This is a genomic window from Halococcus sp. IIIV-5B (assembly GCF_003602035.1).
Lineage (GTDB): Archaea > Halobacteriota > Halobacteria > Halobacteriales > Halococcaceae > Halococcus > Halococcus salsus.
This window is the reverse complement of record NZ_QZWE01000004.1, coordinates 111,503-132,689: the sequence shown is the minus strand read 5'-3', so window position 1 is coordinate 132,689 and position 21,187 is coordinate 111,503. Positions and strand designations below refer to the sequence as shown.

The 21,187-nt window shown below is 66.1% G+C and carries 25 protein-coding genes; 14 read left to right on the top strand and 11 right to left on the bottom strand.

The window, feature by feature from the left end:
• The first annotated feature begins 37 nt into the window (after positions 1-37).
• From D3261_RS04805 to D3261_RS04790, 4 genes are all read left to right on the top strand, one after another.
• Entirely contained in the window at positions 38-358 is a 321-nt protein-coding gene (locus D3261_RS04805; protein ID WP_120069620.1) for a hypothetical protein, read from the top strand.
• Between the two features lie 109 nt (positions 359-467).
• Positions 468-1,451: a metal-dependent hydrolase gene (locus D3261_RS04800; protein WP_120069617.1), complete on the top strand. Its 984-nt coding sequence runs from the start codon at positions 468-470 to the stop codon at positions 1,449-1,451.
• Positions 1,452-1,492: 41 nt separating this feature from the next.
• Entirely contained in the window at positions 1,493-2,080 is a 588-nt protein-coding gene (locus D3261_RS04795; protein WP_120069615.1) for a hypothetical protein, read from the top strand.
• The gene (locus D3261_RS04790; RefSeq protein WP_120069612.1) at positions 2,077-2,745 is read left to right on the top strand and encodes a hypothetical protein; all 669 of its coding nucleotides are present in this window, start codon (positions 2,077-2,079) and stop codon (positions 2,743-2,745) included. Before D3261_RS04795 ends, D3261_RS04790 begins: the two co-directional genes overlap by 4 nt.
• A 26-nt stretch (positions 2,746-2,771) precedes the next feature.
• Here D3261_RS04790 and D3261_RS04785 read toward each other — a convergent pair whose 3' ends face one another.
• Positions 2,772-3,377, bottom strand: a complete 606-nt coding sequence (locus D3261_RS04785) for a protein sorting system archaetidylserine decarboxylase (RefSeq protein ID WP_120069610.1) — start codon at positions 3,375-3,377, stop codon at positions 2,772-2,774.
• Positions 3,378-3,466: 89 nt separating this feature from the next.
• On the opposite strand from D3261_RS04785, the gene priL reads away from it, so the two are divergent.
• Positions 3,467-4,555, top strand: a complete 1,089-nt coding sequence (priL, locus tag D3261_RS04780) for a DNA primase regulatory subunit PriL (RefSeq protein ID WP_120069607.1) — start codon at positions 3,467-3,469, stop codon at positions 4,553-4,555.
• Positions 4,556-4,560: 5 nt separating this feature from the next.
• Here priL and D3261_RS04775 read toward each other — a convergent pair whose 3' ends face one another.
• Complete coding sequence (locus tag D3261_RS04775) at positions 4,561-4,761, bottom strand: hypothetical protein (protein WP_120069605.1); 201 nt, start codon at positions 4,759-4,761, stop codon at positions 4,561-4,563.
• Positions 4,762-4,886: 125 nt separating this feature from the next.
• On the opposite strand from D3261_RS04775, the gene D3261_RS04770 reads away from it, so the two are divergent.
• Together D3261_RS04770 and D3261_RS04765 are read left to right on the top strand one after the other, a co-directional pair.
• Positions 4,887-5,519 (top strand): SWIM zinc finger family protein, encoded by a 633-nt coding sequence (locus D3261_RS04770; protein ID WP_120069601.1) that lies wholly within the window; start codon positions 4,887-4,889, stop codon positions 5,517-5,519.
• A gap of 127 nt (positions 5,520-5,646) precedes the next feature.
• Positions 5,647-6,120, top strand: a complete 474-nt coding sequence (locus tag D3261_RS04765) for a hypothetical protein (protein WP_120069598.1) — start codon at positions 5,647-5,649, stop codon at positions 6,118-6,120.
• Here D3261_RS04765 and D3261_RS04760 read toward each other — a convergent pair whose 3' ends face one another.
• Positions 6,121-6,579, bottom strand: coding sequence for a GNAT family N-acetyltransferase (locus D3261_RS04760; RefSeq protein WP_120069595.1), 459 nt, complete (start codon positions 6,577-6,579; stop codon positions 6,121-6,123).
• Positions 6,580-6,727: 148 nt separating this feature from the next.
• On the opposite strand from D3261_RS04760, the gene D3261_RS04755 reads away from it, so the two are divergent.
• The 3 genes from D3261_RS04755 (at position 6,728) to D3261_RS19960 (ending at position 8,699) form a co-directional block, all read left to right on the top strand.
• Positions 6,728-7,150 carry a hypothetical protein gene (locus D3261_RS04755; RefSeq protein WP_147464929.1) on the top strand — a complete coding sequence of 141 codons (423 nt, stop codon included), beginning with the start codon at positions 6,728-6,730 and terminating at the stop codon, positions 7,148-7,150.
• A gap of 98 nt (positions 7,151-7,248) precedes the next feature.
• Positions 7,249-8,316 (top strand): twin-arginine translocation signal domain-containing protein, encoded by a 1,068-nt coding sequence (locus tag D3261_RS04750; RefSeq protein ID WP_120069589.1) that lies wholly within the window; start codon positions 7,249-7,251, stop codon positions 8,314-8,316.
• Positions 8,317-8,543: 227 nt separating this feature from the next.
• Positions 8,544-8,699, top strand: a complete 156-nt coding sequence (locus tag D3261_RS19960; RefSeq protein WP_158589354.1) for a hypothetical protein — start codon at positions 8,544-8,546, stop codon at positions 8,697-8,699.
• A gap of 45 nt (positions 8,700-8,744) precedes the next feature.
• Here the strand turns inward: D3261_RS19960 and D3261_RS04745 are convergent, their stop codons facing one another.
• Entirely contained in the window at positions 8,745-9,395 is a 651-nt protein-coding gene (locus D3261_RS04745; RefSeq protein ID WP_120069586.1) for a bifunctional 4-hydroxy-2-oxoglutarate aldolase/2-dehydro-3-deoxy-phosphogluconate aldolase, read from the bottom strand.
• Positions 9,396-9,607: 212 nt separating this feature from the next.
• Here D3261_RS04745 and D3261_RS04740 point away from each other — a divergent pair, with 212 nt between their 5' ends.
• Positions 9,608-9,877, top strand: a complete 270-nt coding sequence (locus tag D3261_RS04740; protein WP_120069583.1) for a hypothetical protein — start codon at positions 9,608-9,610, stop codon at positions 9,875-9,877.
• A 3-nt stretch (positions 9,878-9,880) separates the two neighbouring features.
• Here D3261_RS04740 and D3261_RS04735 read toward each other — a convergent pair whose 3' ends face one another.
• Positions 9,881-10,270 (bottom strand): sugar-transfer associated ATP-grasp domain-containing protein, encoded by a 390-nt coding sequence (locus tag D3261_RS04735; RefSeq protein ID WP_233553894.1) that lies wholly within the window; start codon positions 10,268-10,270, stop codon positions 9,881-9,883.
• 778 nt (positions 10,271-11,048) lie between these two features.
• Positions 11,049-11,426, bottom strand: a complete 378-nt coding sequence (locus tag D3261_RS04730; protein ID WP_120069581.1) for a hypothetical protein — start codon at positions 11,424-11,426, stop codon at positions 11,049-11,051.
• 160 nt (positions 11,427-11,586) lie between these two features.
• On the opposite strand from D3261_RS04730, the gene D3261_RS04725 reads away from it, so the two are divergent.
• The 3 genes from D3261_RS04725 to D3261_RS04715 all read left to right on the top strand — a co-directional run bounded on the left by D3261_RS04725 (position 11,587) and on the right by D3261_RS04715 (position 13,250).
• Entirely contained in the window at positions 11,587-12,228 is a 642-nt protein-coding gene (locus D3261_RS04725) for a helix-turn-helix domain-containing protein (RefSeq protein ID WP_120069579.1), read from the top strand.
• Between the two features lie 91 nt (positions 12,229-12,319).
• The gene (locus D3261_RS04720; RefSeq protein ID WP_120069576.1) at positions 12,320-12,679 is read left to right on the top strand and encodes a group 1 truncated hemoglobin; all 360 of its coding nucleotides are present in this window, start codon (positions 12,320-12,322) and stop codon (positions 12,677-12,679) included.
• A 70-nt stretch (positions 12,680-12,749) separates the two neighbouring features.
• Positions 12,750-13,250, top strand: coding sequence for a TRAM domain-containing protein (locus tag D3261_RS04715; RefSeq protein WP_120069573.1), 501 nt, complete (start codon positions 12,750-12,752; stop codon positions 13,248-13,250).
• Between the two features lie 160 nt (positions 13,251-13,410).
• On the opposite strand, the gene D3261_RS04710 is transcribed toward D3261_RS04715, so the two are convergent.
• From D3261_RS04710 to D3261_RS04690, 5 genes are all read right to left on the bottom strand, one after another.
• Entirely contained in the window at positions 13,411-15,165 is a 1,755-nt protein-coding gene (locus D3261_RS04710) for a DNA mismatch repair protein (RefSeq protein ID WP_120069570.1), read from the bottom strand.
• A gap of 1,055 nt (positions 15,166-16,220) precedes the next feature.
• On the bottom strand, positions 16,221-16,475 hold the full coding sequence (locus D3261_RS04705) for a hypothetical protein (protein WP_120069569.1): 255 nt from the start codon (positions 16,473-16,475) through the stop codon (positions 16,221-16,223).
• Between the two features lie 77 nt (positions 16,476-16,552).
• Positions 16,553-18,016 (bottom strand): sulfatase, encoded by a 1,464-nt coding sequence (locus D3261_RS04700; RefSeq protein WP_120069566.1) that lies wholly within the window; start codon positions 18,014-18,016, stop codon positions 16,553-16,555.
• A 73-nt stretch (positions 18,017-18,089) separates the two neighbouring features.
• Positions 18,090-19,433 carry a GntP family permease gene (locus tag D3261_RS04695; RefSeq protein WP_233553890.1) on the bottom strand — a complete coding sequence of 448 codons (1,344 nt, stop codon included), beginning with the start codon at positions 19,431-19,433 and terminating at the stop codon, positions 18,090-18,092.
• A 232-nt stretch (positions 19,434-19,665) separates the two neighbouring features.
• Complete coding sequence (locus D3261_RS04690) at positions 19,666-20,418, bottom strand: IclR family transcriptional regulator (protein WP_120069563.1); 753 nt, start codon at positions 20,416-20,418, stop codon at positions 19,666-19,668.
• Positions 20,419-21,187: the final 769 nt, after the last annotated feature.

The window sequence follows — 21,187 nt, the reverse complement described above, 5'->3', positions numbered from 1 at the left end:
CGAACACTTATCACGACCGCTATCGTAGTGCTGGCTCATGGGGACTGTTACCACGACCCCGTCCGAGGAGGCCAGATCGATCTTCGCCGACCTCGGCTACACCGTCTCGGAGGACGACGACGGCCTGCGGGCCGAACGCAAGTGGCGCGTCGTGCACGTGACCGCCGCCGACGACTCGACGGCGCTGCCGGACTCCGGCAACCTCCGATGTTTCGTCGCGTGGAAGGAGAGCGCCGCCGCCCTCCGTGAACGCCTCCTCGATGCGACCCCCGACTACGACTGGGCGGTGATCGGGGTCGACAACGGTGGGGACTACGAGGTACTCCACCCCTCGTTCGGCCCGAGCCTCGCCGCCTGACGAGGGTCGCCCGCCCACGATCCGGCTCGTCGAGAGCCTCGGCTCACGCGTGAGCCGGTCGAACGTATCGCACGCGTGATTTATCCCCTCGAACCCCGTCCGGAGAACTATGTTCGTCGGTCACGCGGCCCTCGCGTTCGCCCTCGTCGCGGGCGGCGCGCGGCTGTTCGGCTGTTCGCGAGGCCGGGCGCTCGCCCTCGGTGCGGCGGCCGGTGCGTTCGCCACGGTGCCCGACGTCGACATCCTCTACGCACCGGTAGGGATCCTCGGGAGTTCGGGCGGGCTGATGGGAGCGGCCGAGGGCTTCTGGTCGGCGAGCACGCTCGTCCACCGCGCCGTCACCCACTCGCTGGTCGTGGGATGCGTGGCGGCGTTCGCGGTCTGGTGCTGGAGCCGCGCGGGCGGGTTGTCGGCCGACCGAGCACGCAGCGAGCACGCCGTCTCCGTGACCGTTCTCGCCGGGCTGGTCGCGGTAGCGACCCTGGTGAGCGGGGCGCTCGGTGGGTTCGTGATGGGTGTGTTCGCGCTCGCGGGGCTCGTGGTCACCGAGGCCACGATGCGCTACGGCGGGCTCGCGCCGCGGGCGCTGACCGTCGCCGCGCTCGTCGGGCTGCTCAGCCACCCCTTCGGTGACTTCCTCACCGGCGAGCCGCCGGCGATGCTCTACCCGTTCGACGTCACGCTCGTGGCCCACCGGGTCGGGTTCACCGCCGACCCGACCCTGAATCTACTGGGCGCGTTCTGGGTCGAAGTCGCGACGCTCTGGCTCGCGGTCTCGGTCTACTGCTGGCTCACGCGGCGCTCGGTGCGGCGGGCCGTCCACGGCCGGGCGGCGCTCGGCTTCGCGTACGCCGCCGCGGTGCTCGCCGTTCCCGCCCCGACGATCGACTCCGCTCACACGTTCGTGTTCAGCGTGCTCGCGGTCGGCGTCGTCGGCCCCGCACCGCTCGCGAGCCGCCTACCCGCGATTTCGAACCGGCGGTCGACGGGAGTCGGTCGGAACGACGACGGGCGGCTCGCCGCCGTCGTGACCGGGCTGGCGGCGGTGACGCTGGCCTCGATCGCCTACGCCGTCGGCTACCTCGTGACGTGACCGATGGGAGACGCTTTATCCCCGGACGATGAACCCCGACCATGTCGCGGGCGGACCTCGGTCGGGTCATCGAGAGCGAACGAGCGAACGCGTGGCTCGCGTGGGCGGTGGTGGTCGCCGTCGTCGTGGTTGCAGCGGGAGCGACGGTCCGCGGGAAGGTGCTCGGCGCGGTGTTCGCGGTGGGCATCGTCGCGGTCGCGGTGCTCCCGCCCGTCTCCTTTCGGAACCGTCGGGCGATGGTACCGTGGGAGATCCTGGCCGTCGCCGCCTTCCCGACGCTCGCCTGGGCGGTCGTCCCCGGGATCGTCGGCAACGTCGCGACCTACGTCTCGGTCGCGGCGCTCGCGCTGATCATCGCGGTCGAACTCCACCTGTTCACCGCGATCGAGATGAGCTACCGCTTCGCGGTGGTGTTCGTCGTCCTCACCACGATGGCGACCGCGGGCGTGTGGGCGCTCACTCGCTGGCTCGCCGGCCTCTACTTGGGCACGGGCTTTCTCACGACCGAAACCGCGTTGATGTGGGAGTTCGTGGCTTCGACCATCGCGGGCGTCGGGGCCGGGATAGTCTTCGAGGGGTACGTCCGCCGGCGGGTCCACACGAGTCGGTTTCCGGGGGCGAAACGATGAGGCTCCGTGACCGCTTCGGGGTCTCGACACGCCGTCAGCGCCAGGTCACCCGCGCGATGGAGGTCGGTCTGGCTGGGATGTTTCTGGTGGGGCTCCTCGAAGGCAACACGAAGGTGATCGTCAACACCCTCCTCGCGATCGGGGTGACGCGGCTTCCCAGCCTCCTCCAGCGGGACCTCGGGCTGCCGATGGACGCGGGGCTCACGCTCTGGATAACGAGCGCGGTGTTCCTCCACGCCTTCGGCTCGGTGGGGTTGCCGGGGACCGCGCTCTCGCCCTATCAGTCCTTCTGGTGGTACGACCACCTCACCCACGCGCTCTCGGCGTCGGTGGTCGCCGCGGCGGGCTACGCCACTGTGCGGGCGCTCGACGTCCACAGCGACGACGTTCACTTCCCGCAAGGATTCATGGTGGTCTTCATCTTCCTGTTCGTGCTCGCCTTCGGCGTGCTCTGGGAGGTGATCGAGTTCGCCGTCAGTGGGCTCTCGGGAGCGTTCGGCTCGGGGAGCATCCTCACCCAGTACGGCCTCGAAGACACCATGCTCGACCTCGTCTTCGACACCGTCGGCGCGGCGGTGGTCGCGGTCTGGGGCGGCGCGCGGCTCTCCGGAGTCGCCCAGGCGCTCGCCGCCCGGCTCGACACGTTCGGCCGGAGCCCCGAGTAAGTCGAATCCGTAGAAGGGAGCCACCGTCAGTGGCGATCGAGGGCCGCGCCGTCGACGAACACCGTTTCACCGGCGCGCACCGTCTCACCCTTCTCGACCGCGAGGTCCTCGACCTCGACGTGTGGAGGCAGGATCACGTCGACGCGGCTCCCGAAGCTGATGTGGCCGATCCGCTGGCCCCGAGCGATCTCGTCGCCCGCCGCCACGTCGGGGTGGATCCGGCGGGCGAACGCGCCCGCGATCTGCACCACCGTGAACGCCCCGCAGTCGATCCGCACCTTCTCGTTTCGGTCCGAGTCCTTCGAGAACGCCGGCCGGTTCGCGCCCGGCGAGTGGGTCACCGACTCGACGCGGCCCGCGAGCGGCGCGCGGTTGACGTGGACGTCCAGCACGTTCATGTAGACCCCGACGCGCAGGCGGTCGCCCTCACGGCGGACCACCGAGACGCGCCCGTCGGCAGGGGCGACGCCCCCGGAATCCGGGATCGTGCGCTCGGGGTCGCGGTGGAAGACGAGCGCGAGCGCGCCGGCCGCCAATGCCGCCAGCGCCGCGAGGGGCGAGAGTGGCCACGCGACCGGCGCGAGGACGAGCGCCGGCGTGGCGTAGCGCCACGCGTGGGATGCGATCCGCATTCGATAGCGGGTATTCCCATTCGCTACCTGTGTCTTCCGGTCTCGCCCGACCATCGCACTTATTCGCCTCGCTGGAGTACGACCCGCGAATGGAGCGCCGCCACGCCACCTACCCGTTCCTCGATGGAGCACGCGAGGCCGTCGCGGAGCTCGACCCCGACCTCCGTGCGCTCGCCGACGAGGAGCGGGTGGTCGCGCGCGCGACCGAGCGCGTCGAGCGCGCGCTCACCGAGGGCGACATCGGCGAGCCCCACCGCGACGTCCGCACCGAACTCCTCTCGTACCCGCTGGCACGCGTCCTGGTCTCGCTCGTCGACGAACACATCCTGACACGGCGCTACGCACGGAGCGAGGCCAGCGCCGCCCACGAGCGCTTCACCGCCGCCGAGGGCTCGAAGCTCAAGAGCGCACGCGAACAGCCGCTCACGGCCGACGACCTCCTCGCGGAGTTCGACCTCGCGCGCCACATCCACCCCGCCGAGACCGACCTCGACGACCACCTCGTCGAGGTCGGCGCGTACCTCCCGCTCGCGGCCGACATGCGTGGCGAGGGCTGGCGGCTGGTCAACCGCGCGCTCGCCGACGGGATGGTGCCGGTCTCGACCGCCGAACGCGACGACCTCCTCCGGAAGGCGGTCGAGCGCCGCGTCGCCGACGGGCTTCCTCTCGCCGTGCCGACCGCCGTCGGCGACGCGCTCGACGGCCCCGTGGCCGACCTCCGCGAGACGCTCGCCGACCTCGACCTCACCCGCGACATCGACACCGTAGTGCCCGAGCGCTTCCCGCCGTGCATGAAGGCGCTGCTCGACGGGGTCCAGAAGGGCGACCACCTCGCCCACCACTCGCGCTTCGCGATCACCGCCTTCCTCGCCTCGATCGGGATGACCACCGACGAGATCGTCGACCTCTACACCGTGAACCCGGGTTTCGCGGAGGACATCACGCGGTACCAGACCGACCACATCCGTGGCGAGACCGGACCCACGGAGTACTCGCCCCCGTCGTGCGCCACGATGCAGTCCTACGGCGACTGCATCAACAAGGACGAGCGGTGTGAGACCATCTCGCACCCGCTGGCCTACTACGAGAAGGCGCTCGACGACGCCGACGAGGAGGAGCTCACCGACTGGCGTGAGGCGAACGGAGAAGCCGACGACGAGGGCGAAGCCGAGGCCTGAAGCTGCTACTGACCGGCGAGGAAGTAGCCCGCGATCGACATCGCCACGATGAAGAAGGCGACGCTGCCGATCAGCGCGAACGGGCCGAGACCGACGAGCTGGTGGTTCGCCCCCTCGAAGAGAACGCCGACGACGACGATCACGACGAGGAACATCGCCACCGCGACGATGGAAACCACGGCCTCGACCAGCGTCTCCCGTTCCATGACCGGTGATTCCGTCGGCCCTGAGAAAAGCGCTTCGAACCCCGCCGACGGCTTTAGGCCGTTCCAGCCCCTCTTTCCACTGACGGTAGAACACGTCCGAGAGACGTTGCTGCCGGAGAAAACCCATGACGCACACCAGAAACACACCCGCGTCACGAACCGAATCGCTCGCCCCCGACCTCGGGGCCCTCCCCGCCCGCGCCGCCCGGGCGTGGACCGAACGCATGGCGGTGTCACCGCTCGGCGGCGGTCAGTACGTCGTCGAGACCGAGGCCGACGCGAACCACGTCGTCGACCTCCCCCACGGCCGGTGTTCGTGCCCCGACCACGTCCGCCGCGGCGCGCGCTGTAAACACCTTCGCCGGGTCGCCATCGAGGTCACGCGGGGTCGGGTCCCGCCGCCCGGCGCGCGCGCCGCCGACTGTCTCGCGTGCGGTCGGACGACGTTCGTTCCCGAGACCGTCCGACTACCGCTGTGTGAGTACTGTACGTACCGCCCCGGCGAGCGCGTCCGCGACCGCGAGACCGGCGACTACCTCGTCGTCGCGGGCGTGGTCGACCATCGAGCGGACGAGGTCGAGATCCGGAACCTCGACACGACCGTTGCGGCACATCCGACGAACCGCGCCTACGACCCCGGCGAACCGGTGGTCGAGGTGACCTACCCCGGCAGCGACCGGCGCTACTCGTTCCCGCGGTCGCGGCTCGTGCGCCGACCGCTGGACGGTCGCGGCGGTGGGTCGACCGCGACGGTCTGAGTCGAACGCAATCCGTTTGTTTCGGCGGCCACGGTCGAGGGTATGAGCTGGAAAGCGCTGTTCGAGCGCGCGGCCGAGTACGACGTGACGCCCAAGACGGTCAGCGACGTGCTCGCGACGCGTCGCGATGACTGACCGACCCGACCCCGCGCGAGTCGTAGCCGACGCCGACGTGCTCGCGGCGGACCTGCTCTGCGACGGCGCGGCCCGCGAGGCGCTCGACCTCGTGCGCGCCCACTCGTGGGTCTCGCTGGTCGCGAGCGACGCCCTCCTCGCGGACGCGGCGGCCGTCGTCGCGACCCTCGCGGACGACGACCTCGCCGACGCGTGGCGCGAGCGGATCGACGAGCTGCGGGTTCGCGTCGAACAGTCGCCGGGCGACCACCCGGCGCTCGCGTCGGCCGCGGCGGGCGACGCGGCGCACCTCCTCTCGTTCAACGACGGGCTCCGGACCGCGAGAACCGGGGCCGAACTCCGCCCGTACGTCGACGTGAGCGTCAAGCACCCCGCGGGATTCGCCCAGCTCTTCGACCCCGCGACCCTCCATCCGACCGTCGTCGGCGGCGAGTATCCGGGTCCCGACCGCGACCCGCGAGCCTGATCAGAGCACCTTCTCCATCCCGACGACGGCCAGCCCACCGGGGCTTTCGCCCTCGCCGACGCGCTCGTAACCGGCACGCTCGTAGAACCCAACCGCGTTGAGCGACGACTGGAGCGAGAGGCGGTCGAGACCGCAGCCCCGCGCGTAGCCTTCGAGTTCGGCGAGCAGCGCGCTCCCGACGCCACGGCGGGCATGGTCGGGGTGGACGTAGACCGCGTGAACCTCGCCCACGGCGGGGACGAGGTGGCCGAAGCCTGTGACTACCCCGTCGCGAACCGCGACGACGACGTGCTCGTCGTCGGTGTCGGGTTCGTAGTCCGCGGGCGAGCGATCCCCGGCTTTCGCCCACCGTCGAACCGCGTCGGCGTCGTAGTACTCGGACCCGAACGCGCGGACGCTGGCGGTGTGGAGGGCGGGGAGCGCGGCGCGGTCGGCGGCGGTCGCGGGGCGAACGTACATACGTCCCGCTCGATCCGACCGGTCGTGGTTCTCGCGGTCGTGCAGTCTCGTCCGTCGAACGACGACCGCCCGTCGGACGGAGTAGAAGATCGGTCAATCGATCCGGAGCGTGTCCCGAATATATGGCGAGTGAGCGGTGGTCGGCGGTATGGGTTTCAGACCACTCGTCCGACGGCTCGGGCTGGGCACGCTGTGTCTCGCGGTACTCGCGACGGGGTTCGTCGCCCCCGCGGCGGCACACGGTTGCCAGCACACCACGACCGCGAACCTCACCACGAGTACCGGCACGACCGCCTCGGCGACCGCGGCCGGAGCCCCGACGACTGCAACCGGAACGACGTCGTGTTCGACGGCGGATACGACCTCCGAGACGCGATCCGCGGGATCGGGTGAAACGACGGCCACCGCTCACACCGCTCATACCACCGATACCCAGCGATCCGAGGGTGGAGGTGGTCACGACTCGGTCCTCTGGAAACTCACCACGATACAGTTCCTCTCGGGGACGTCGATGGTGCTCGCCGGCGGGGCGCTCTGGGCCGCGGTGCTGGCCTATCGCGGGACCGACTGATACCCAGGCGAAACGGTTCGTTCGAATACGATATCTTGTGGCAGTTTGTTGTCAATTAAAGGGCGGTGGCTCCGAACCGGAGGTGTGGTGAAAAACGGATGTCACTGACACGACGGAACTTCCTGCAAACGGGCGGCGCGGCGGCGGTCGCCGCGGTCGGCGTCCCGACGGTCGGGGTCGCATCGAAGCGGTCGTCGGATACCGTCTGGACGCGGGTCGACTCGCCGACGACGAAGACGTTGTACGGGGTGGTCGACACCGTCGAGGGACCGTTCGCGGTCGGGGCGGGTGGCGACGTGCTCGCGCGCCGGAAGAGCGGCTGGCAGACGGTCGTCGACTACGGCCCGCAGGCGCGAAGCCGGCCGTTGCGAGCCGTCGACGTGACCAGCGACGGCAAGGCGATCTGGTTCGTCGGCGGGTCGGGCGTCATCGGCGAGTACAACGTCGTCACGGAGACCCTCACGAACTACTCCGCGCCGAAGGGCAAGACCAGCACCTGGGAGGGCTGTTCGGTGGTCGGGAAGGCTGGGGCCAACGAACGGCTCTTCTTCGTCAACGGCTCGGGCGAGCTCCTCGTCGGTACTCGCCGGAAGAACGGCGCGATCAAGTACGAGAAGGTCACCAAACCCGGTGGTGGGTCGACGATCCCGGCCATCGACTTCCACGGTCGGACGGCGGGACACGTCTGCTCGACCAGTCAGTTCGTCGCCGAAACCACCGACGGCGGCACGAACTGGAAGCGCATCGGGATCGACTTCGCGGGCGAGGGCTTTTTCGACATCGCCAGTGTCGGGCCGAAGGACGTGAACGTCGCCGCCGGCAACGGGATCGTCTACCGTTACGACGGCTTCCGGTGGACCCCGCACGTGATCGACGACGGTCGGCAGGCGATCCGGGCCCTCGACCGCGACGGGGCGAAGGGGCTCGCCGCGGGAAGCGGCGGCAAGGTCTACGAGCGCCGCTCGGCCGGCCAGTGGAACCGGCTGCAGACGCCGGTCAAAGCCAAACTCAAGGGCGTCGCCCGCGGGAAGACCCACGACGTCGCGGTCGGTGCCGGCGGGACCATCGTCGAACGCACCGTCGAGCGGTCGTCGTCGACGCTCGCGGACGGGAACAAATCGGTCAAACGGTACGTCGAGGGCACCGTCGAGATGGCGGTAGAGTAGCCGCCGTTTCGGCGGACGTGAGAACCGCTCACGACGACGGGAGGGCGGTGTGGTCCGACTCTACAGCCGTCTTTCGGGTAGTGACCGCTCGCGACTCCATCCCCCGACAGGTATAATCGTTCCACGGGCGTAGTGAACCGCCCGAACGATGAGAGTTACGAACGGAACGGTCTACCGTGGTGCCGCATCGGAGCGGAAACCCGAGCGACCCGTCAGGAGGCGATAGAATGCCCTGGGGCGTCCACTCGGAGTTCACTGAGGAGGAAGGACCGGAGGTCGAGATCGACGAGGAGCAGGAGGGTGTCGACCGAACCGAGGCGGGAAGCGAGACCACCGAGGCGTTCGACATCGACGACGCGATCGCGAACCTCGACCGGGACTGAGACCGGGTTCTCCGGCCGCCTCGATGGGTTTCGTCGGTGCCGAGCTCAGCCCGACCGGGCGGTCTCGACGGCGCGGACAAAGTCCGCTGCCCGCTCTCGAACGCCGTTCATATCGCCGTTCTCGATGGCCTCGTAGTTGACGAGCGCCGACCCGGCACCCACTGACATGGCACCGGCCTCGAAGAACGCGCCGGCGTTCTCCGCCGAGACCCCTCCCGTGGGCATCAGCGGGATGTCGCCCAGCGGGCCCCGAAGCGCGCTGATGTGACCCGGCCCGACCGTCGCCGCCGGGAACACCTTCAGGACGTCCGCGCCGGCGTTCATCGCGTCGACGGCCTCCGTCGGCGTCATGATCCCCGGAACGCAAACGACGTCGGCTTCGTTGCAGGCCGCGACCACTTCTGGTTCGAAGTTGGGTGCGAGCACGAACTCCGCGCCCGCGTCGATGACCTCGTTGGCGGTTTCGGCATCCATGACGGTGCCAGCCCCGACGATCGCATCCGTCCCCTCGAGGTCCTCGTCGATGGCGGCGATCATCTCGGCGGGGCGGTCGGCGTCCGCCGTGACTTCGAGCGCCGTCACCCCGCCCTCGTGGATCGCGTTCGCTACCTCGACGATGACGTCCTCGGGGATCGAACGGAGGACCGCGACGACCCCGCTGTCGGCGAGCCGCTGTTGAACGACTGCTTTCTCCATGGGTCGGCTACCAACGGTGTCGGAAAAAGCACTCCGGTAGGAACGGCGCGGCGGGTCGTCACCGGAACCGTAAAGACTGTTGGCCAGGCCACGGAAGAGAGCGGTATGCCCCCCGCTCGTTCGCGCCCCCTCCCGCGCATCGGGGTCGACACCGTGCCGTGGGTCGACTCCACCCCGAGACGGTTCGACCCCGGTCGGGAGGTCGTCGCGGCGTGACCATCCCGCCCGAGCGGCGAACGAACGCGATTCAGACGCGGTCGTCGACCCTCGGCCGGGTGTTCGCGAGCGATCGGGTCCGGGCGCTCGTCGAAGGGGTGGTCCTGGCGGCGGTCGCGCTCGGGGTCTACCTCGTCGCGGTCTACCCGCTTTCGGTGACCGTGACACCCATCGGAGCCGGTTCACCCCTGAACCTGCTCGTGCTGGTCGCGACGGTACTGGTACTCAGCGGTGTCTACGACCTACTCAGACGGCTCCTCCGGTGAGGGTCAAATGACGTCGTGGTGCTCGTAGAAACGCCGTACCCGCGGGTCGTCGAGCAGCGGGCGGTGAACCTGAAACACGCGGACCCCGCTGCACGTGTTGCCCTCGATCACGGTGAACTCGCCGGGGTCGGTCACGACGATGTCCCACCCCACGTAGGGGAGCTGGGGGAACCGCCCCGCCAGCGCCGTCATCTTCTCCTTCACCGCCTCCCAGCCGGGGATCTCCTGCCCGGCTATCGCGTTCCCCGTTTCCGGGTGGGTCGAGTGCCATTCGAGGGAGCCATCGTACGGGTACTGAACCCCCTCCCCCAGTCGTCCCGTCGAGCGGTCGATCGCCGCCGAGAGTCCCCCGCGCGACCAGTTGTCGCGGGGAGCGGACCGCTCCGTCCCGATCCGGTGGACCGCATCGGCAATGAACGGTTCGGAACATCCAAGGATATAAGGAAGGCTATCGGGATTCGTCTTCGTCGAAAGTGGGAGGGTGGACCAGCGGGAGGGAGGTCACGGAGTGATGCCACGCAACGGCCCTCCTCTGGTCTGAATGAACGTTTAGTCCAGTTCGATATAAGCCTTGTGTGAGTTCTCACCCCCGAGAGGAGCGAGAAAAACCCCACCACGGCTCGACGAAGCGCGACCCTCGATCCGGATCCACTCGAGAACTGTTCCGACCCCTTCGAGGGCGCTCCGTTGGCTTCGTTCGGTGGACAGCAGCGGTTACGGGGGAGGATCCGATGGTCTGCGCGGCAACGCGATGGGACCGTCTCACGCGCCGCTCCGTTCCGCGGACGGGAGGAAGGACACGGAAAGCGGAGCAGCGATCGCTATCCGCGGGGAAGTCGTTCGTGTGGCCGAAGAACGGCCAGTAGCTATTTGCCGATGACGTGTATCGAGTCGGGCGGGGAAGTTGCAGGTGATGCCACGCGACGGGTCCCCTTTCTACTTGGCGAGAAGCCCCGTATCGTCGGAAACGTGTCTTCCAATTCAGCGAAGACGGCTCTCGACGGACGTCTCATCGTCGGGAGTGACCACTCTTACAGAGAGTTCTGGAAACCGAACGAGGTCCTTCGCAACGTGATGGTGTGCTTCACCGTGCGATAGCTCCGACGACGCGGCGAGTCGGTCGGCCATCGAACGCACATCCGAACCCGTGCGACGCCGCGACACGGTCGGCCTACGAACGACCCCTGCCGCGCCGAGCGGTGGGCGGCGTCCAGAGCCGTGCCCAGAGGTCGAGCTGCACCGCGGTGACGTGCAAGCCGGTCGAGACAGCCAGTTGTGGAAACGTCGTGCCCGGCAGCATCGGAGTGGGGGTCCCCCGTCCGTGTTCCGTCTCCGGATCGCTGCCCCGGGTCGCGAGACGGGTCCGGCAGTCGGGACAGACGAGATCGATCCGATCCTCTCGGTCCGTGGGCTCCTGGTCCCAGTCATCCGTCGCGAGCGCCTCGCGTCCACACCCGGGGCAGATGAGAACCGACTTTCGCCGCTGCGAGGCTCGCTTCGCCTCGGTGCAGTCGGAATCGCCATCGGGGTCCGGGTCAGTTCGGTCCACAGCGCGGGCTACCGCCCGTCCCGTTGTATGCTTGTTGGCGATACGTGTGGTCGATGATGTGGGTGTCTCGTGGCGTTCAATGTCGATCGAGAGCCGCAACGCGCCCCGGTCGTGCGAGGCGTTCGTGGAACGCTTATAGCTCGATCCACGACCGTCCGATATGGAATCCGCCGTCCACGTCGAGATCTCGGTGACGGGGATCGACCGCTGTCCCGCAGCCCTGCTGAGCACCGATTTCGAGGTCGAATCGATCACGACCGACGGGCGGTCCACCGGCACCGGCGATGGCCGGATCGGTGAGCTGACGCTCCGGACCACCGGGTCCTCGCAGGCGGACGAACGCGCGGAACGGATAGCCGGCGACGAGGAGAAGTCGATCTATCGCTTCCGGAACGAGGACGGGGACTGCCCGTGCGGGACGCTCTCCGACCACGGCTGCCCCGCGCGGGAGATCCGTGCGGACGCCGGGACGCTCACGCTGTCGTTCCTCGCGCCCGGTCTCCCGACGGTCCGCTCGGTCGTCGAGGACGTCCGTTCGTGCGCCCGAAACGTTCGTGTACGGCGTCTCACGCAGGCGCTACCCGACGGGGACGACACGTTCGTGCCGATAAACCGGGCCGCGTTCACCGACCGCCAGTACGAGGTGCTGCGAGCGGCCCACGAAATGGGGTACTTCGACCACCCGAAGCGGACGACGGCCGCGGACGTCGCCGACTCGCTCGACATCTCGGTGGCGACCTTCAGCGAACACTTGGCGGTCGCCCAGGAGAAACTCCTCGACCAGCTCCTCACGGCGTCGTAGGTCGAGCACCGCGGACGCGGTCCCGACGGAAAAAGACCCGATCGCGTTCGGGCGAACCGATACCCGGGACGGGCCGTTAGGGTCCCCGTTGATGACTGATTCAGTCTACGAGGAGATCGGTGGGAAAGCGGCGGTCGAGGCGGTCGTCGAGGACTTCTACGACCGGGTGCTGGCCGACGACCGACTCGTCGGGTTCTTCGAGGGAACGGACATGGCCGAGCTGCGTGCCCACCAGGTCCAGTTCATCAGTGCGGTGGCCGGCGGTCCCGTCACGTACACCGGTGGCGAGATGCGGGACGCACACCGCCACCTGGACATCAGCGAGGCGGACTTCGAGACGGTCGGTACCTACCTCGAACGGGCGCTCCGCGAGAACGACGTCAGCGAGGCGAACATCGCCGACATCATGGCCGAAGTGAGCGCGCTCGAGGACCCGATCCTCGACCGGTAGAGCTTGCCGGCGGGGAGACCGGTCGAATGAGAAGGTTCAATAGCCTTGCAGAACGAGCACCGAGCTACCTATGGTCGAGATTTCGGACCGGTTGGAGTGTCTCTTTAGTGGGTCTATCGAGGCGGACGGCGACACGTATCGGATCGAGATACCGCAAAACGAGGTCGAGAACGGCTCGATCGTCCCCGAGGAGACCTACCGCGTCGCGGTTCTCCCGACGGGGTCGACCGACGAGGGGAGCGGGTTCCGGTCCCAGTCGGGTGCCGGTCGCACGAACGACGACGCCCGGTCGCCACCGGTCGAGAGCGGCGAGACGCGCACGCTGACGATCGAGTCGGTCGGCGACCAGGGCGACGGCATCGCGAAGGTCGAGCGGGGATACGTCGTCATCGTCCCCGGGGCCCGCCCTGGCGACGAGGTCGAGGTCGAGATCCAGAACGCCCGCGACAACGTCGCGTTCGCGGAGGTCACCGGGACCGCCCAGTCGGCGACCGACGAACCGGAGCCCGCCGACGGAACGGAATCCGCCGGTGCAACGGACCCCACCGACGAACCGGACCGGATGGAGTGAACGGGTCGGGGCACCTGGCCCACAACCGGATCACCCGGATACGCTCCCGAAACCTGCTCGAACGCGGGACGGTGTGAGCACGGCCGTCGTCGGTTTCGAGACGGACGACGGCTTGCGGGACGAACGTAACGTCGCCTGAGGGGGCCGGTTCGGGGCTCACTCAGGACGACCAGTCCGCGTCGAGCAACGTCCGCTGGACGGCCTCCTCGCCGACGGCGGCCGCGAGGGCCTCGAACCCCGCGCGCTCGCTTCGGTCGGTCGCGTTCGCGACCAGTCGCGAGACGATGAACTCCGGCGTCGATCGACCCACGGTCCCGAACTGTGGCTGGTAGTCGACGTCCAGCGTGAGGTCCTCGCGCAACCCGCGGGCGGAGATCCCGTCGATCCGCGCCCGGTCGGGCAGCGGTTCGAGGTCGTCGGCGAGGTGGGTCACGTAGACGCCGACCGCGCCCGCGTCGACCGCGAGCCGGACCAGCCCGTACAGGAGGTCGGCGGCGCTACCCGGTTCGGTGATCGCCTCGAACTCGTCGACGAGCATCAGCGTTCGTGTGCGCTCGGTGAGCGGGGGCACGACCGTCTTGAGCGTCGATTCGAGCACCCCCGCGTTGAAGCTCGCGTGCCGGCGATGGAAGACGACCGCGTCGACCCGACTCACCTCCGCCGCCGCGGCGGGGACGGGCAGTCCCATGTGTGCGAGCACCACGACCTGACACAGGGTTTCGAGCAGCGTGGTCTTGCCACCGCTGTTCGCCCCGGTCAGCACCGCCACGTCCTCGTCCGGGACCGCGGGCGCACAGCCGTGGTCGCCGACCGCGTACGTGACGGGCTGGACGGCATCGCCCATCGACGCCACCAACGAGAGGTTGCGGGCGTCCTCGACCGCGACACAGCCCGACTCCACGAACGTGGGTCGTGTGAGGTCGTAGGCGTGGACGAAGCGGGCGAGCGAGACCTGGAAGGCGGTCTCGTTCACCGCGGTGGCGGCCGCCTCGATCGCCGACCGGCTGCGTTCGAGCCTCCCCTCCAGTTCGCCCCGCACCTCCCGTTCGCGGGTCTCGACCGCCGTCCGGAAGCTCGCGAGGAGCTCCCGGAGCCCCTGCGTGATGAAGTCCGTCGCGTCGGCCGCTTCGGTGGGGGTCGCCTCCCTGACCCGCGTCGCCGGGATCGGCGTCTCGTCGGCGACGTAGCTGACGAACGCCTCGCGGAAGGCCTCGCTCGACCGGACCCCTTCTGACTGGATCGCCTCGACGACGTCGATGCCACGTGATTCGAGCTCCTCGGCCGCTTCGAGATAGCGGCGCGACCTGTCGAGGTCGTCGTCGACGCCCTCACGGACGGTGGGGTCGCCGCCCGTGGTGTCGAGGGCACCGAGCGCTTCGCGGGCGTCGTCGAGCGTCTCGGCGTCGATCGATCCGACCGAAGCGAACGTCCCGCCGTCGACGCCGAGCTCCTGGAGGTCGAGGACGGTCTCGACCGCGGCACGGTCGCCGCCGCCCATCCCGTCGAAGCGCTCGAAGATGTCGAGGATCGCCTCGCGGGTTGGCTCGTCGTGCTCGCGCCACGTCTCGGCCGCGAGGGTGACGTCGTCGAGGCGCTCGGTCATGGCCTCGCGGGAGGTCAGCGGCGTGAGAACGCGAATGCGGTCGCTGGCGGCGGCGGTCACGGCGTACGCTTCGGCCCGTTCGAGGAGGTCCTTGTAGACGGTCCGTGTGTCCGAGGTGGCGAGGATCGCCATCCCCTGTTCGCCGTGTGCGTGGCGGAGGATGCGGGTCGCCCGACCGCGCGGAAGACCGGCGTCGGTGAGGGTGGCGATGTCGACCGACTCGATCGCTCGAACCGCCCGTTCGACCCCGATCTGGTCGGTGAGCTGGGTGGCAGTCTTCGGTCCGATACCCCAGTAGTCCTGTAGACGCATGGCTCTCGATTCGACGGCGGGCGTTCAAATAGCTGTGTGACTCGCGACCCCCGACGGGAGCGCCGGCGAGCGAACCCGGTTCGGGAGGTGTCGAGTCGGAGACCGGGTACCGAAAGTACGACCACCCGCGATGGTTCGCGAACCCACCGGATCGCCAGATACGCATCGAAGTATTGGTTTCGCGCCGATATCTCATCCACTTATCGTCAATAGTGTTTACTCATCTTTACCACTCGGAGCCATGCGTATTTCGTCGGTCGCCACGTCTTCCGTCTTCGGGGAGCCTTCCGACTCGAACAGCGCGATGTTCACCCCTCATCCACTTTCGGGCGATCTCAGCGGCCGTGAAGACGATTAGAAACGCTTCTCACCCAGAGATGACCTCGTCTCATTCACGGAACCGGTTCTTGGACTGCTCCCGACACGACTGAGAACGGCTCGGTGGGTCATCGTACCCAACATTTCGTCTCCGAGTGAGGATTCGATAATATTTCCGCAAAAGCGAAAATATTTGATGAAAAACGTCGGTTGATGATCAATATCAGATCTGATAGCAGCTCATTTTCCCACAGAAGAGACATCTCCACGTCAACGAGAAGCAGTCAAGCATTTCGAGTTATTTTTATTGATTCTTTGGAGCGCAGTGAGCGAGTTAGAGATCTCAGTCACTCTTGAACTTCCGGCTCATCGGTCGGTGACTCGCCCGCCACTGTGAGCGGATGCAGAATATCGAACGCGGAGCTGTCGTTCGTCAATACGATCGTTGTGTCGGTGATGTTTCGAGCTATTCCGGTGAGATGGTTATGTAAGTGAGGACACTCTCGGTTAGGTAGAATACTTTCATCGTGAGAGCCGCTTCCTTCGATTTTGTAAACATTCACCATGAGAAGGACATCTTTGCTAACTGTGGGGGAATAGATGCGAGCCGAGTGTGAGTCGATAGGCGAAGCGACGCTTTCCCCCTCGACGGATGCGACGACTGCATCAGCGTGCGTGACCCTGTGGGCCGGAATTTCGATCGACAACACTCGAGAGACAGCGCCGGCGGCCTCGCCTCACTCGGTTCGCTCGAACTCCACTAGAGCCGCTCGGAGCGGGCCACGGGCGACCGCGGAGATACCGCTGAGCGGTCGATGGGTTCCCCATTCAGGGACCGGTTCTCCACACGAGGGACAGATACGGACGGCGCGGTCCGTCTCCGGTTGGATGTCCCAGTCATCGATGTCGCTGTCGTCGCCCACCCAACCGCAGTGGCACTGGTAGGTGATGAAGGAACTGTTGAAGCTTCTTCGAACGCCGGCGTCTGACATTGTCCGTCGTTGGACGCAGCTACGGAAATATGTGTTGTATGCGCCCCTGTGCGGCTGTCAGGGTTCGGATCCCTCCTTCACCTGAACGCCGCTGCCCAGTCGGCGGTCCGGAGACCACTGTTGAGACGCCAGTTCAGCAGCCGTTCGTGAAATCGGTCCCTGATGGCCTTCGTATCCGGGTCGTCCCAGAGGTTCTTCTCCTCCTCTGGGTCCTGATCGAGGTCGAAGAGCTGTCCCGCCTCGTTGTCGACGAAGTGAACGAACTTCCAGTTCTCCGTTCGTATCATGGTCATCAGCGCCGTCCCACGGAGGATGCCATCCCGGGCGTGTTCCGCGAAGACACGGTCCCGCCCGGACCACGAACTGTCCCGTTCGAGCGCCGGAAGAAGGGATTCGGCCTCGAGGGTTTCGTCTGGGTCGAGGCCCGCCAGTTCAAGTATGGTGGGGCCGAGGTCGAACAGCGAGACGAGTTCGTCGATCGTGCCGGCATCGAACCGCTCCGGCGACCAGACGATCGTCGGGACGCGAGTCACCTCGTCGTACATGGTCCACTTCTGGATGTGGCCGTGGTCCCCGAGTGCTTCGCCGTGGTCGGACGCGAAAACGACGACCGTGTCGTCGTAGCCGTTGGACTCCAGTGCATCCAGGATACCGCCGACCTGTTCGTCGATCATGCTCACGTTCGCGTAGTAGTACGCCCGCTGACGATGGAGCTGGTACTCCTCCGGATCGAGGTCGTGTGTTACGGAGTCGTGATCGACGGTCGTGTTGTGCTCCCGGAGTTCCTTCAGCGGTTGCGGTTGGCCCTCCAAGTCGTCCGGTGACGGGTCCGGGAGCGGGAGCTCGCGTTCGAGGTACCGCTCGGCGTATTCGGGTACTGGGTCGTAGGGAGGATGTGGGCCCGGGAAGCCGACCTCCATGAACAGCGGTTGCTCGGTTTTGGGCATCCGATCCAGCCACCGAGACGCGAAGTTCCCAACGAAAACGTCGGGATGCATGTCCTTCGGTAGCTCCCACTCGAAGGCCCCCAGGCGTTGCTCGTAGTCGTCCCACTGCCGGTAGAACTCGCGCTGTTGTTTGAGCAACCCCCTCGCCTGAAGCGCCCTGTCCCACTCGTCCAGATAGAATTTGTCCCCCGGAAGGGGTGGCTCCCCGGCCGGTATCGGAGCCAGATACCGGTCCTTGTTCTCTACCTCGTAGCGCTCGTCGAACCCCATGTCGGTGTTGTAGGGGGCAGTGTGCATCTTCCCCACATTCACCGTGTAGTAGCCGCTCTCCGAGAGGTCCTCGATCCAGGAGTGGGTCCATCGGTCCCCGTTTCTGTATATCCCGGTCGTGTGGGGATAGTAGCCGGTGAACACGCTGGCTCGCGAGGGCGCACAGGAGGGCGCGGTCACGTGACTGTTCGTGAACGAAACACCCTCCTCGACGAGCCGGTCCAAGTTCGGTGTGTCCATGAACGTCGCTCCGAGGGCGTTGATGGTGTCGAACCGTTGCTGGTCCGTATTTATGAATACGATGTTGGGTTTCTCGTCGGCCATACTCCACCCACCCGATCCACCGGGAAAAACGTTCTGATGGGCGCGACGCCGCGGACCGCCGATACCGTCGGCGTTAGATGAGTGGGAAGAGGTTGGAGAGGACCAAGATCACGACCAATCCGACTATCGACTGAAGCGTCGTTACGACCGTCCACGTCTGTAGGGTCTCCTTCTGCGTTAGCCCGCCGATCTCGCTCACGATCCAGAAACCGCTGTCGTTGTACCAGGAGAAGATCGCCCCACCGGTCCCGATCACCAGCGTTAAATACACCGGGTGGACGGCAAGCTGGTCCGTGAGGGGCTGGACGATCTGTGCGGTCGTGAGGACCGCGACGGTGGCCGACCCCTGAACGATCCGCACGGCGGCCGCGATCACCCACGCCGTGACGAGAAGCCCGAACCCGTACTGCGAGAGCGTCTCCGCGAGGACGTCACCGATACCCGAGGCGGCGAGGACGGCCCCGAACGCCGAACCGGCCGCCGTGATGGCCGCGATGTTTCCACCCGTCTTCAGCGAATCCGTCAGCTCGTCGGACCATCCGTCGAGATCGATGTCCGCCGTTCTGAGGTAGGTGACGGCCGCGACGACGGCGGCGACCGTGAGCGAGAAACTGGGGTCACCGATGAAGTTCGTCAGCGCGGCTAGCTGCTGGTTCTGCCCGAAGAACGTCGAGGTAACCGTCTGTGATGCCACCAAGACGACTGCGAGGATGATAGGGAGCAGTGACTCGAACAGGTTCGGCATGCGTTCAGTATCTCCTGTCCCGTCGTCGGCATACATATCCGAGAGGAAACTCGACTCCCGTAACGGGATGTGTATTCGATTGTTGATGAAGTGGCCGTATCCCCCACCGACCACGACCGCCGTCGGGATCGCGATGGCAACCCCGACGAGGATCGTGGTACCGACGTCGACGTTCAGTATGTCGGTGGCGGCCAACGGGGCAGGGGTCGGGGGAACGTACCTGTTTGCGGCACCGGCACCGGCCCCGATCATCACGACGTAGAGCGCGTAATTCCGGCCATCGACTCGCGTGCTCGCGGCCCACGCCAGCGGTATCAGTAGGTAGAAGACGTTGTCGAAGAACACCGGTATCGCGAGGATGAAGCCGGTGGCGAACAACGCCCATCCGATCCGTTGTTGTCCCGTAACCGACGAGAACGCGTTCAGAATTCGGGTAGCCGCCCGACTCTTTGTCAGGGACTTTCCGATCACAGCGGCCATCAGTATCGGAATTCCGATCCCCGTCATCGTCTCCCCGAACGCGGAGGCGATCCGCGATGCGGTGTTGCCGAGCGGTATCTGCGGCGTCACGACCGCGACGGCGAACGCAGCGATGAGAAGTCCGATGAATGGCGGGACTTTGAGGCGTACGAGGAGGACGATAACCAGGATCACCCCGACGATGAAGGACAATACGGCAGGGCTGACTGGTCCGAGTTGCAACAACCAATGCATCTGTATCGCCATCATGACTCACGATACATAATAATCGTTTTGGTACGGCTTCCGATGGCGAGTGGGCGAGGAGATGCCGGAGCGAATCCCCCGCTTCCCCGTGTTCGCCGATCGGTTACGATATCCACTGGAGAATATCGAACGGCTTCGGTCGGAACCGAGTCGATGCTTTCGACCACGTACCGAGCCCTTAGCCGTACTGCAGATTGATCTCCACGACGTCCCTAGCCGACTGGAGACTGTTGTGGATCGCCTCCTCGTTGGTCTCTATCTCCGTCTTCGATCCGCTGACGCTGATCGACCCCCTCACCGCCGTATCGACGAGGATGGGGTATGCGATCCCGCGGAAGTTCTTGTGCTCCTCCTCGTCGTTGACCGCGTAGCCCTGCTCCCGGATTGTTTCGAGCTCCGAGCGTAGCGCCTCCTCGCTCGTGAGCGACTGCTCGGTGAGCGGTTCCAGGCCGTGTTTCTGGAGCGTCGCTCGTACGTTCGTCTCGGGGAGATAGGCCAGGATCGCCTTTCCCAGCGCGCCCCGATGAAACGGCCCCCGGCGTCCAACGTGGCCCCCGAATCCGATCGTCTCCGCCGGATTGAGTCGCTCCAGAAGAACGAGGTCGTCGTACTCCTCGACGGCGAGACAGACGGTGTTGCCGACTGCTCCGTGGAGGTCGTGCAGTTGTACTTTGGATGCCTCGTAGATCTGGGCTCTGTCTTGCGTTCGGCCGCCGTACTCCAGATGTTTGAGACCCATCTCGTAGCGTCGGTCGGATTTGACGACCATCTCCCGGTCGACCAACGTTTCGAGATAGCTGTACGTGGTACTCTTGCTCAACCCCATGTGTTCGGACGCTTCGGGCAAGGTCACGGCACCGTTCTCGTGGAGGAACTCGAACAGCGACGCGACCTTCTCGGCGGTCTTGATCCGGTTCTGCTCGGGGTTCATACTGGAGAATATCGAACGCCGGTGAATAGCTCTTTCGGGAGGACACCACCGATGCGGATGAGATCGGATCCCGATCACCGTCCGCACGATTCGTAACTTTCGTGCAATCGTTACACGATCGGTCTGTGCGTTCGATATTGTCGAATATTGAGAGGGAACCGGATCTCCGTACCGGCAAGCCAGCACCAGAGTTCACACATATCAGTAGTAGAGATATCTCCAGAGGAAACGTTGAAAGCCAGTGGTACAGTCGAAGAAGCTCGACTCGACGTGATCGCCCATAACAACAGTACGACTGTTACGGCGACCAATGTCGAGTCGATGAGGAAGGTGGGACCACTGGATCGAAACCGTGCATACTACTGTATCGGTTTCCGGGCGAGAAGTCACAATAAACTATAGCCGCTTTCTCAGCGTGGTAGTTATGAAGTCCTTCGGAATACCGAGAGAACGAGACGTATTCGACCCGATCAGGGAAGGAGCAGGCAGAGATAATCGGTTCGCTGCGTCCGGGCGATCGATTGATATCCGGGTACGATACGGTGAATGCCGTCATCGAAGGGTTGTATATGGAAAGTTTAAGAACGACCGAAATATCGAGGGAGAAATGAGATAGAAGTTGGACGGGAATTGTTATATCAAGGATCACACTCGGCCGGAATTTGTGAGAGAGCCGCGAAGTAGTCTAATAGGGAGCAACAGACATGGATAGCTGACAAACTAGGCTCGGAGCGATGCTCTATCGGATGATTCAGCGCCATCGGTGGGG

Bases quoted from the DNA above. Each gene is read 5' to 3' on its own strand.
- D3261_RS04720 (WP_120069576.1), top strand. From the start codon at position 12,320: ATGACTGATTCAGTCTACGAGGAGATCGGTGGGAAAGCGGCGGTCGAG.
- D3261_RS04770 (WP_120069601.1), top strand. From the start codon at position 4,887: ATGACGCACACCAGAAACACACCCGCGTCACGAACCGAATCGCTCGCC.
- priL (WP_120069607.1), top strand. From the start codon at position 3,467: ATGGAGCGCCGCCACGCCACCTACCCGTTCCTCGATGGAGCACGCGAG.
- D3261_RS04800 (WP_120069617.1), top strand. From the start codon at position 468: ATGTTCGTCGGTCACGCGGCCCTCGCGTTCGCCCTCGTCGCGGGCGGC.
- D3261_RS04705 (WP_120069569.1), bottom strand. From the start codon at position 16,475: ATGTCAGACGCCGGCGTTCGAAGAAGCTTCAACAGTTCCTTCATCACC.
- D3261_RS04715 (WP_120069573.1), top strand. From the start codon at position 12,750: ATGGTCGAGATTTCGGACCGGTTGGAGTGTCTCTTTAGTGGGTCTATC.
- D3261_RS04725 (WP_120069579.1), top strand. From the start codon at position 11,587: ATGGAATCCGCCGTCCACGTCGAGATCTCGGTGACGGGGATCGACCGC.
- D3261_RS04805 (WP_120069620.1), top strand. From the start codon at position 38: ATGGGGACTGTTACCACGACCCCGTCCGAGGAGGCCAGATCGATCTTC.
- D3261_RS04765 (WP_120069598.1), top strand. From the start codon at position 5,647: ATGACTGACCGACCCGACCCCGCGCGAGTCGTAGCCGACGCCGACGTG.
- D3261_RS04760 (WP_120069595.1), bottom strand. From the start codon at position 6,579: ATGTACGTTCGCCCCGCGACCGCCGCCGACCGCGCCGCGCTCCCCGCC.
- D3261_RS04795 (WP_120069615.1), top strand. From the start codon at position 1,493: ATGTCGCGGGCGGACCTCGGTCGGGTCATCGAGAGCGAACGAGCGAAC.
- D3261_RS04700 (WP_120069566.1), bottom strand. From the start codon at position 18,016: ATGGCCGACGAGAAACCCAACATCGTATTCATAAATACGGACCAGCAA.
- D3261_RS04710 (WP_120069570.1), bottom strand. From the start codon at position 15,165: ATGCGTCTACAGGACTACTGGGGTATCGGACCGAAGACTGCCACCCAG.
- D3261_RS04785 (WP_120069610.1), bottom strand. From the start codon at position 3,377: ATGCGGATCGCATCCCACGCGTGGCGCTACGCCACGCCGGCGCTCGTC.
- D3261_RS19960 (WP_158589354.1), top strand. From the start codon at position 8,544: ATGCCCTGGGGCGTCCACTCGGAGTTCACTGAGGAGGAAGGACCGGAG.
- D3261_RS04790 (WP_120069612.1), top strand. From the start codon at position 2,077: ATGAGGCTCCGTGACCGCTTCGGGGTCTCGACACGCCGTCAGCGCCAG.
- D3261_RS04750 (WP_120069589.1), top strand. From the start codon at position 7,249: ATGTCACTGACACGACGGAACTTCCTGCAAACGGGCGGCGCGGCGGCG.
- D3261_RS04755 (WP_147464929.1), top strand. From the start codon at position 6,728: ATGGGTTTCAGACCACTCGTCCGACGGCTCGGGCTGGGCACGCTGTGT.
- D3261_RS04775 (WP_120069605.1), bottom strand. From the start codon at position 4,761: ATGGAACGGGAGACGCTGGTCGAGGCCGTGGTTTCCATCGTCGCGGTG.
- D3261_RS04690 (WP_120069563.1), bottom strand. From the start codon at position 20,418: ATGAACCCCGAGCAGAACCGGATCAAGACCGCCGAGAAGGTCGCGTCG.
- D3261_RS04745 (WP_120069586.1), bottom strand. From the start codon at position 9,395: ATGGAGAAAGCAGTCGTTCAACAGCGGCTCGCCGACAGCGGGGTCGTC.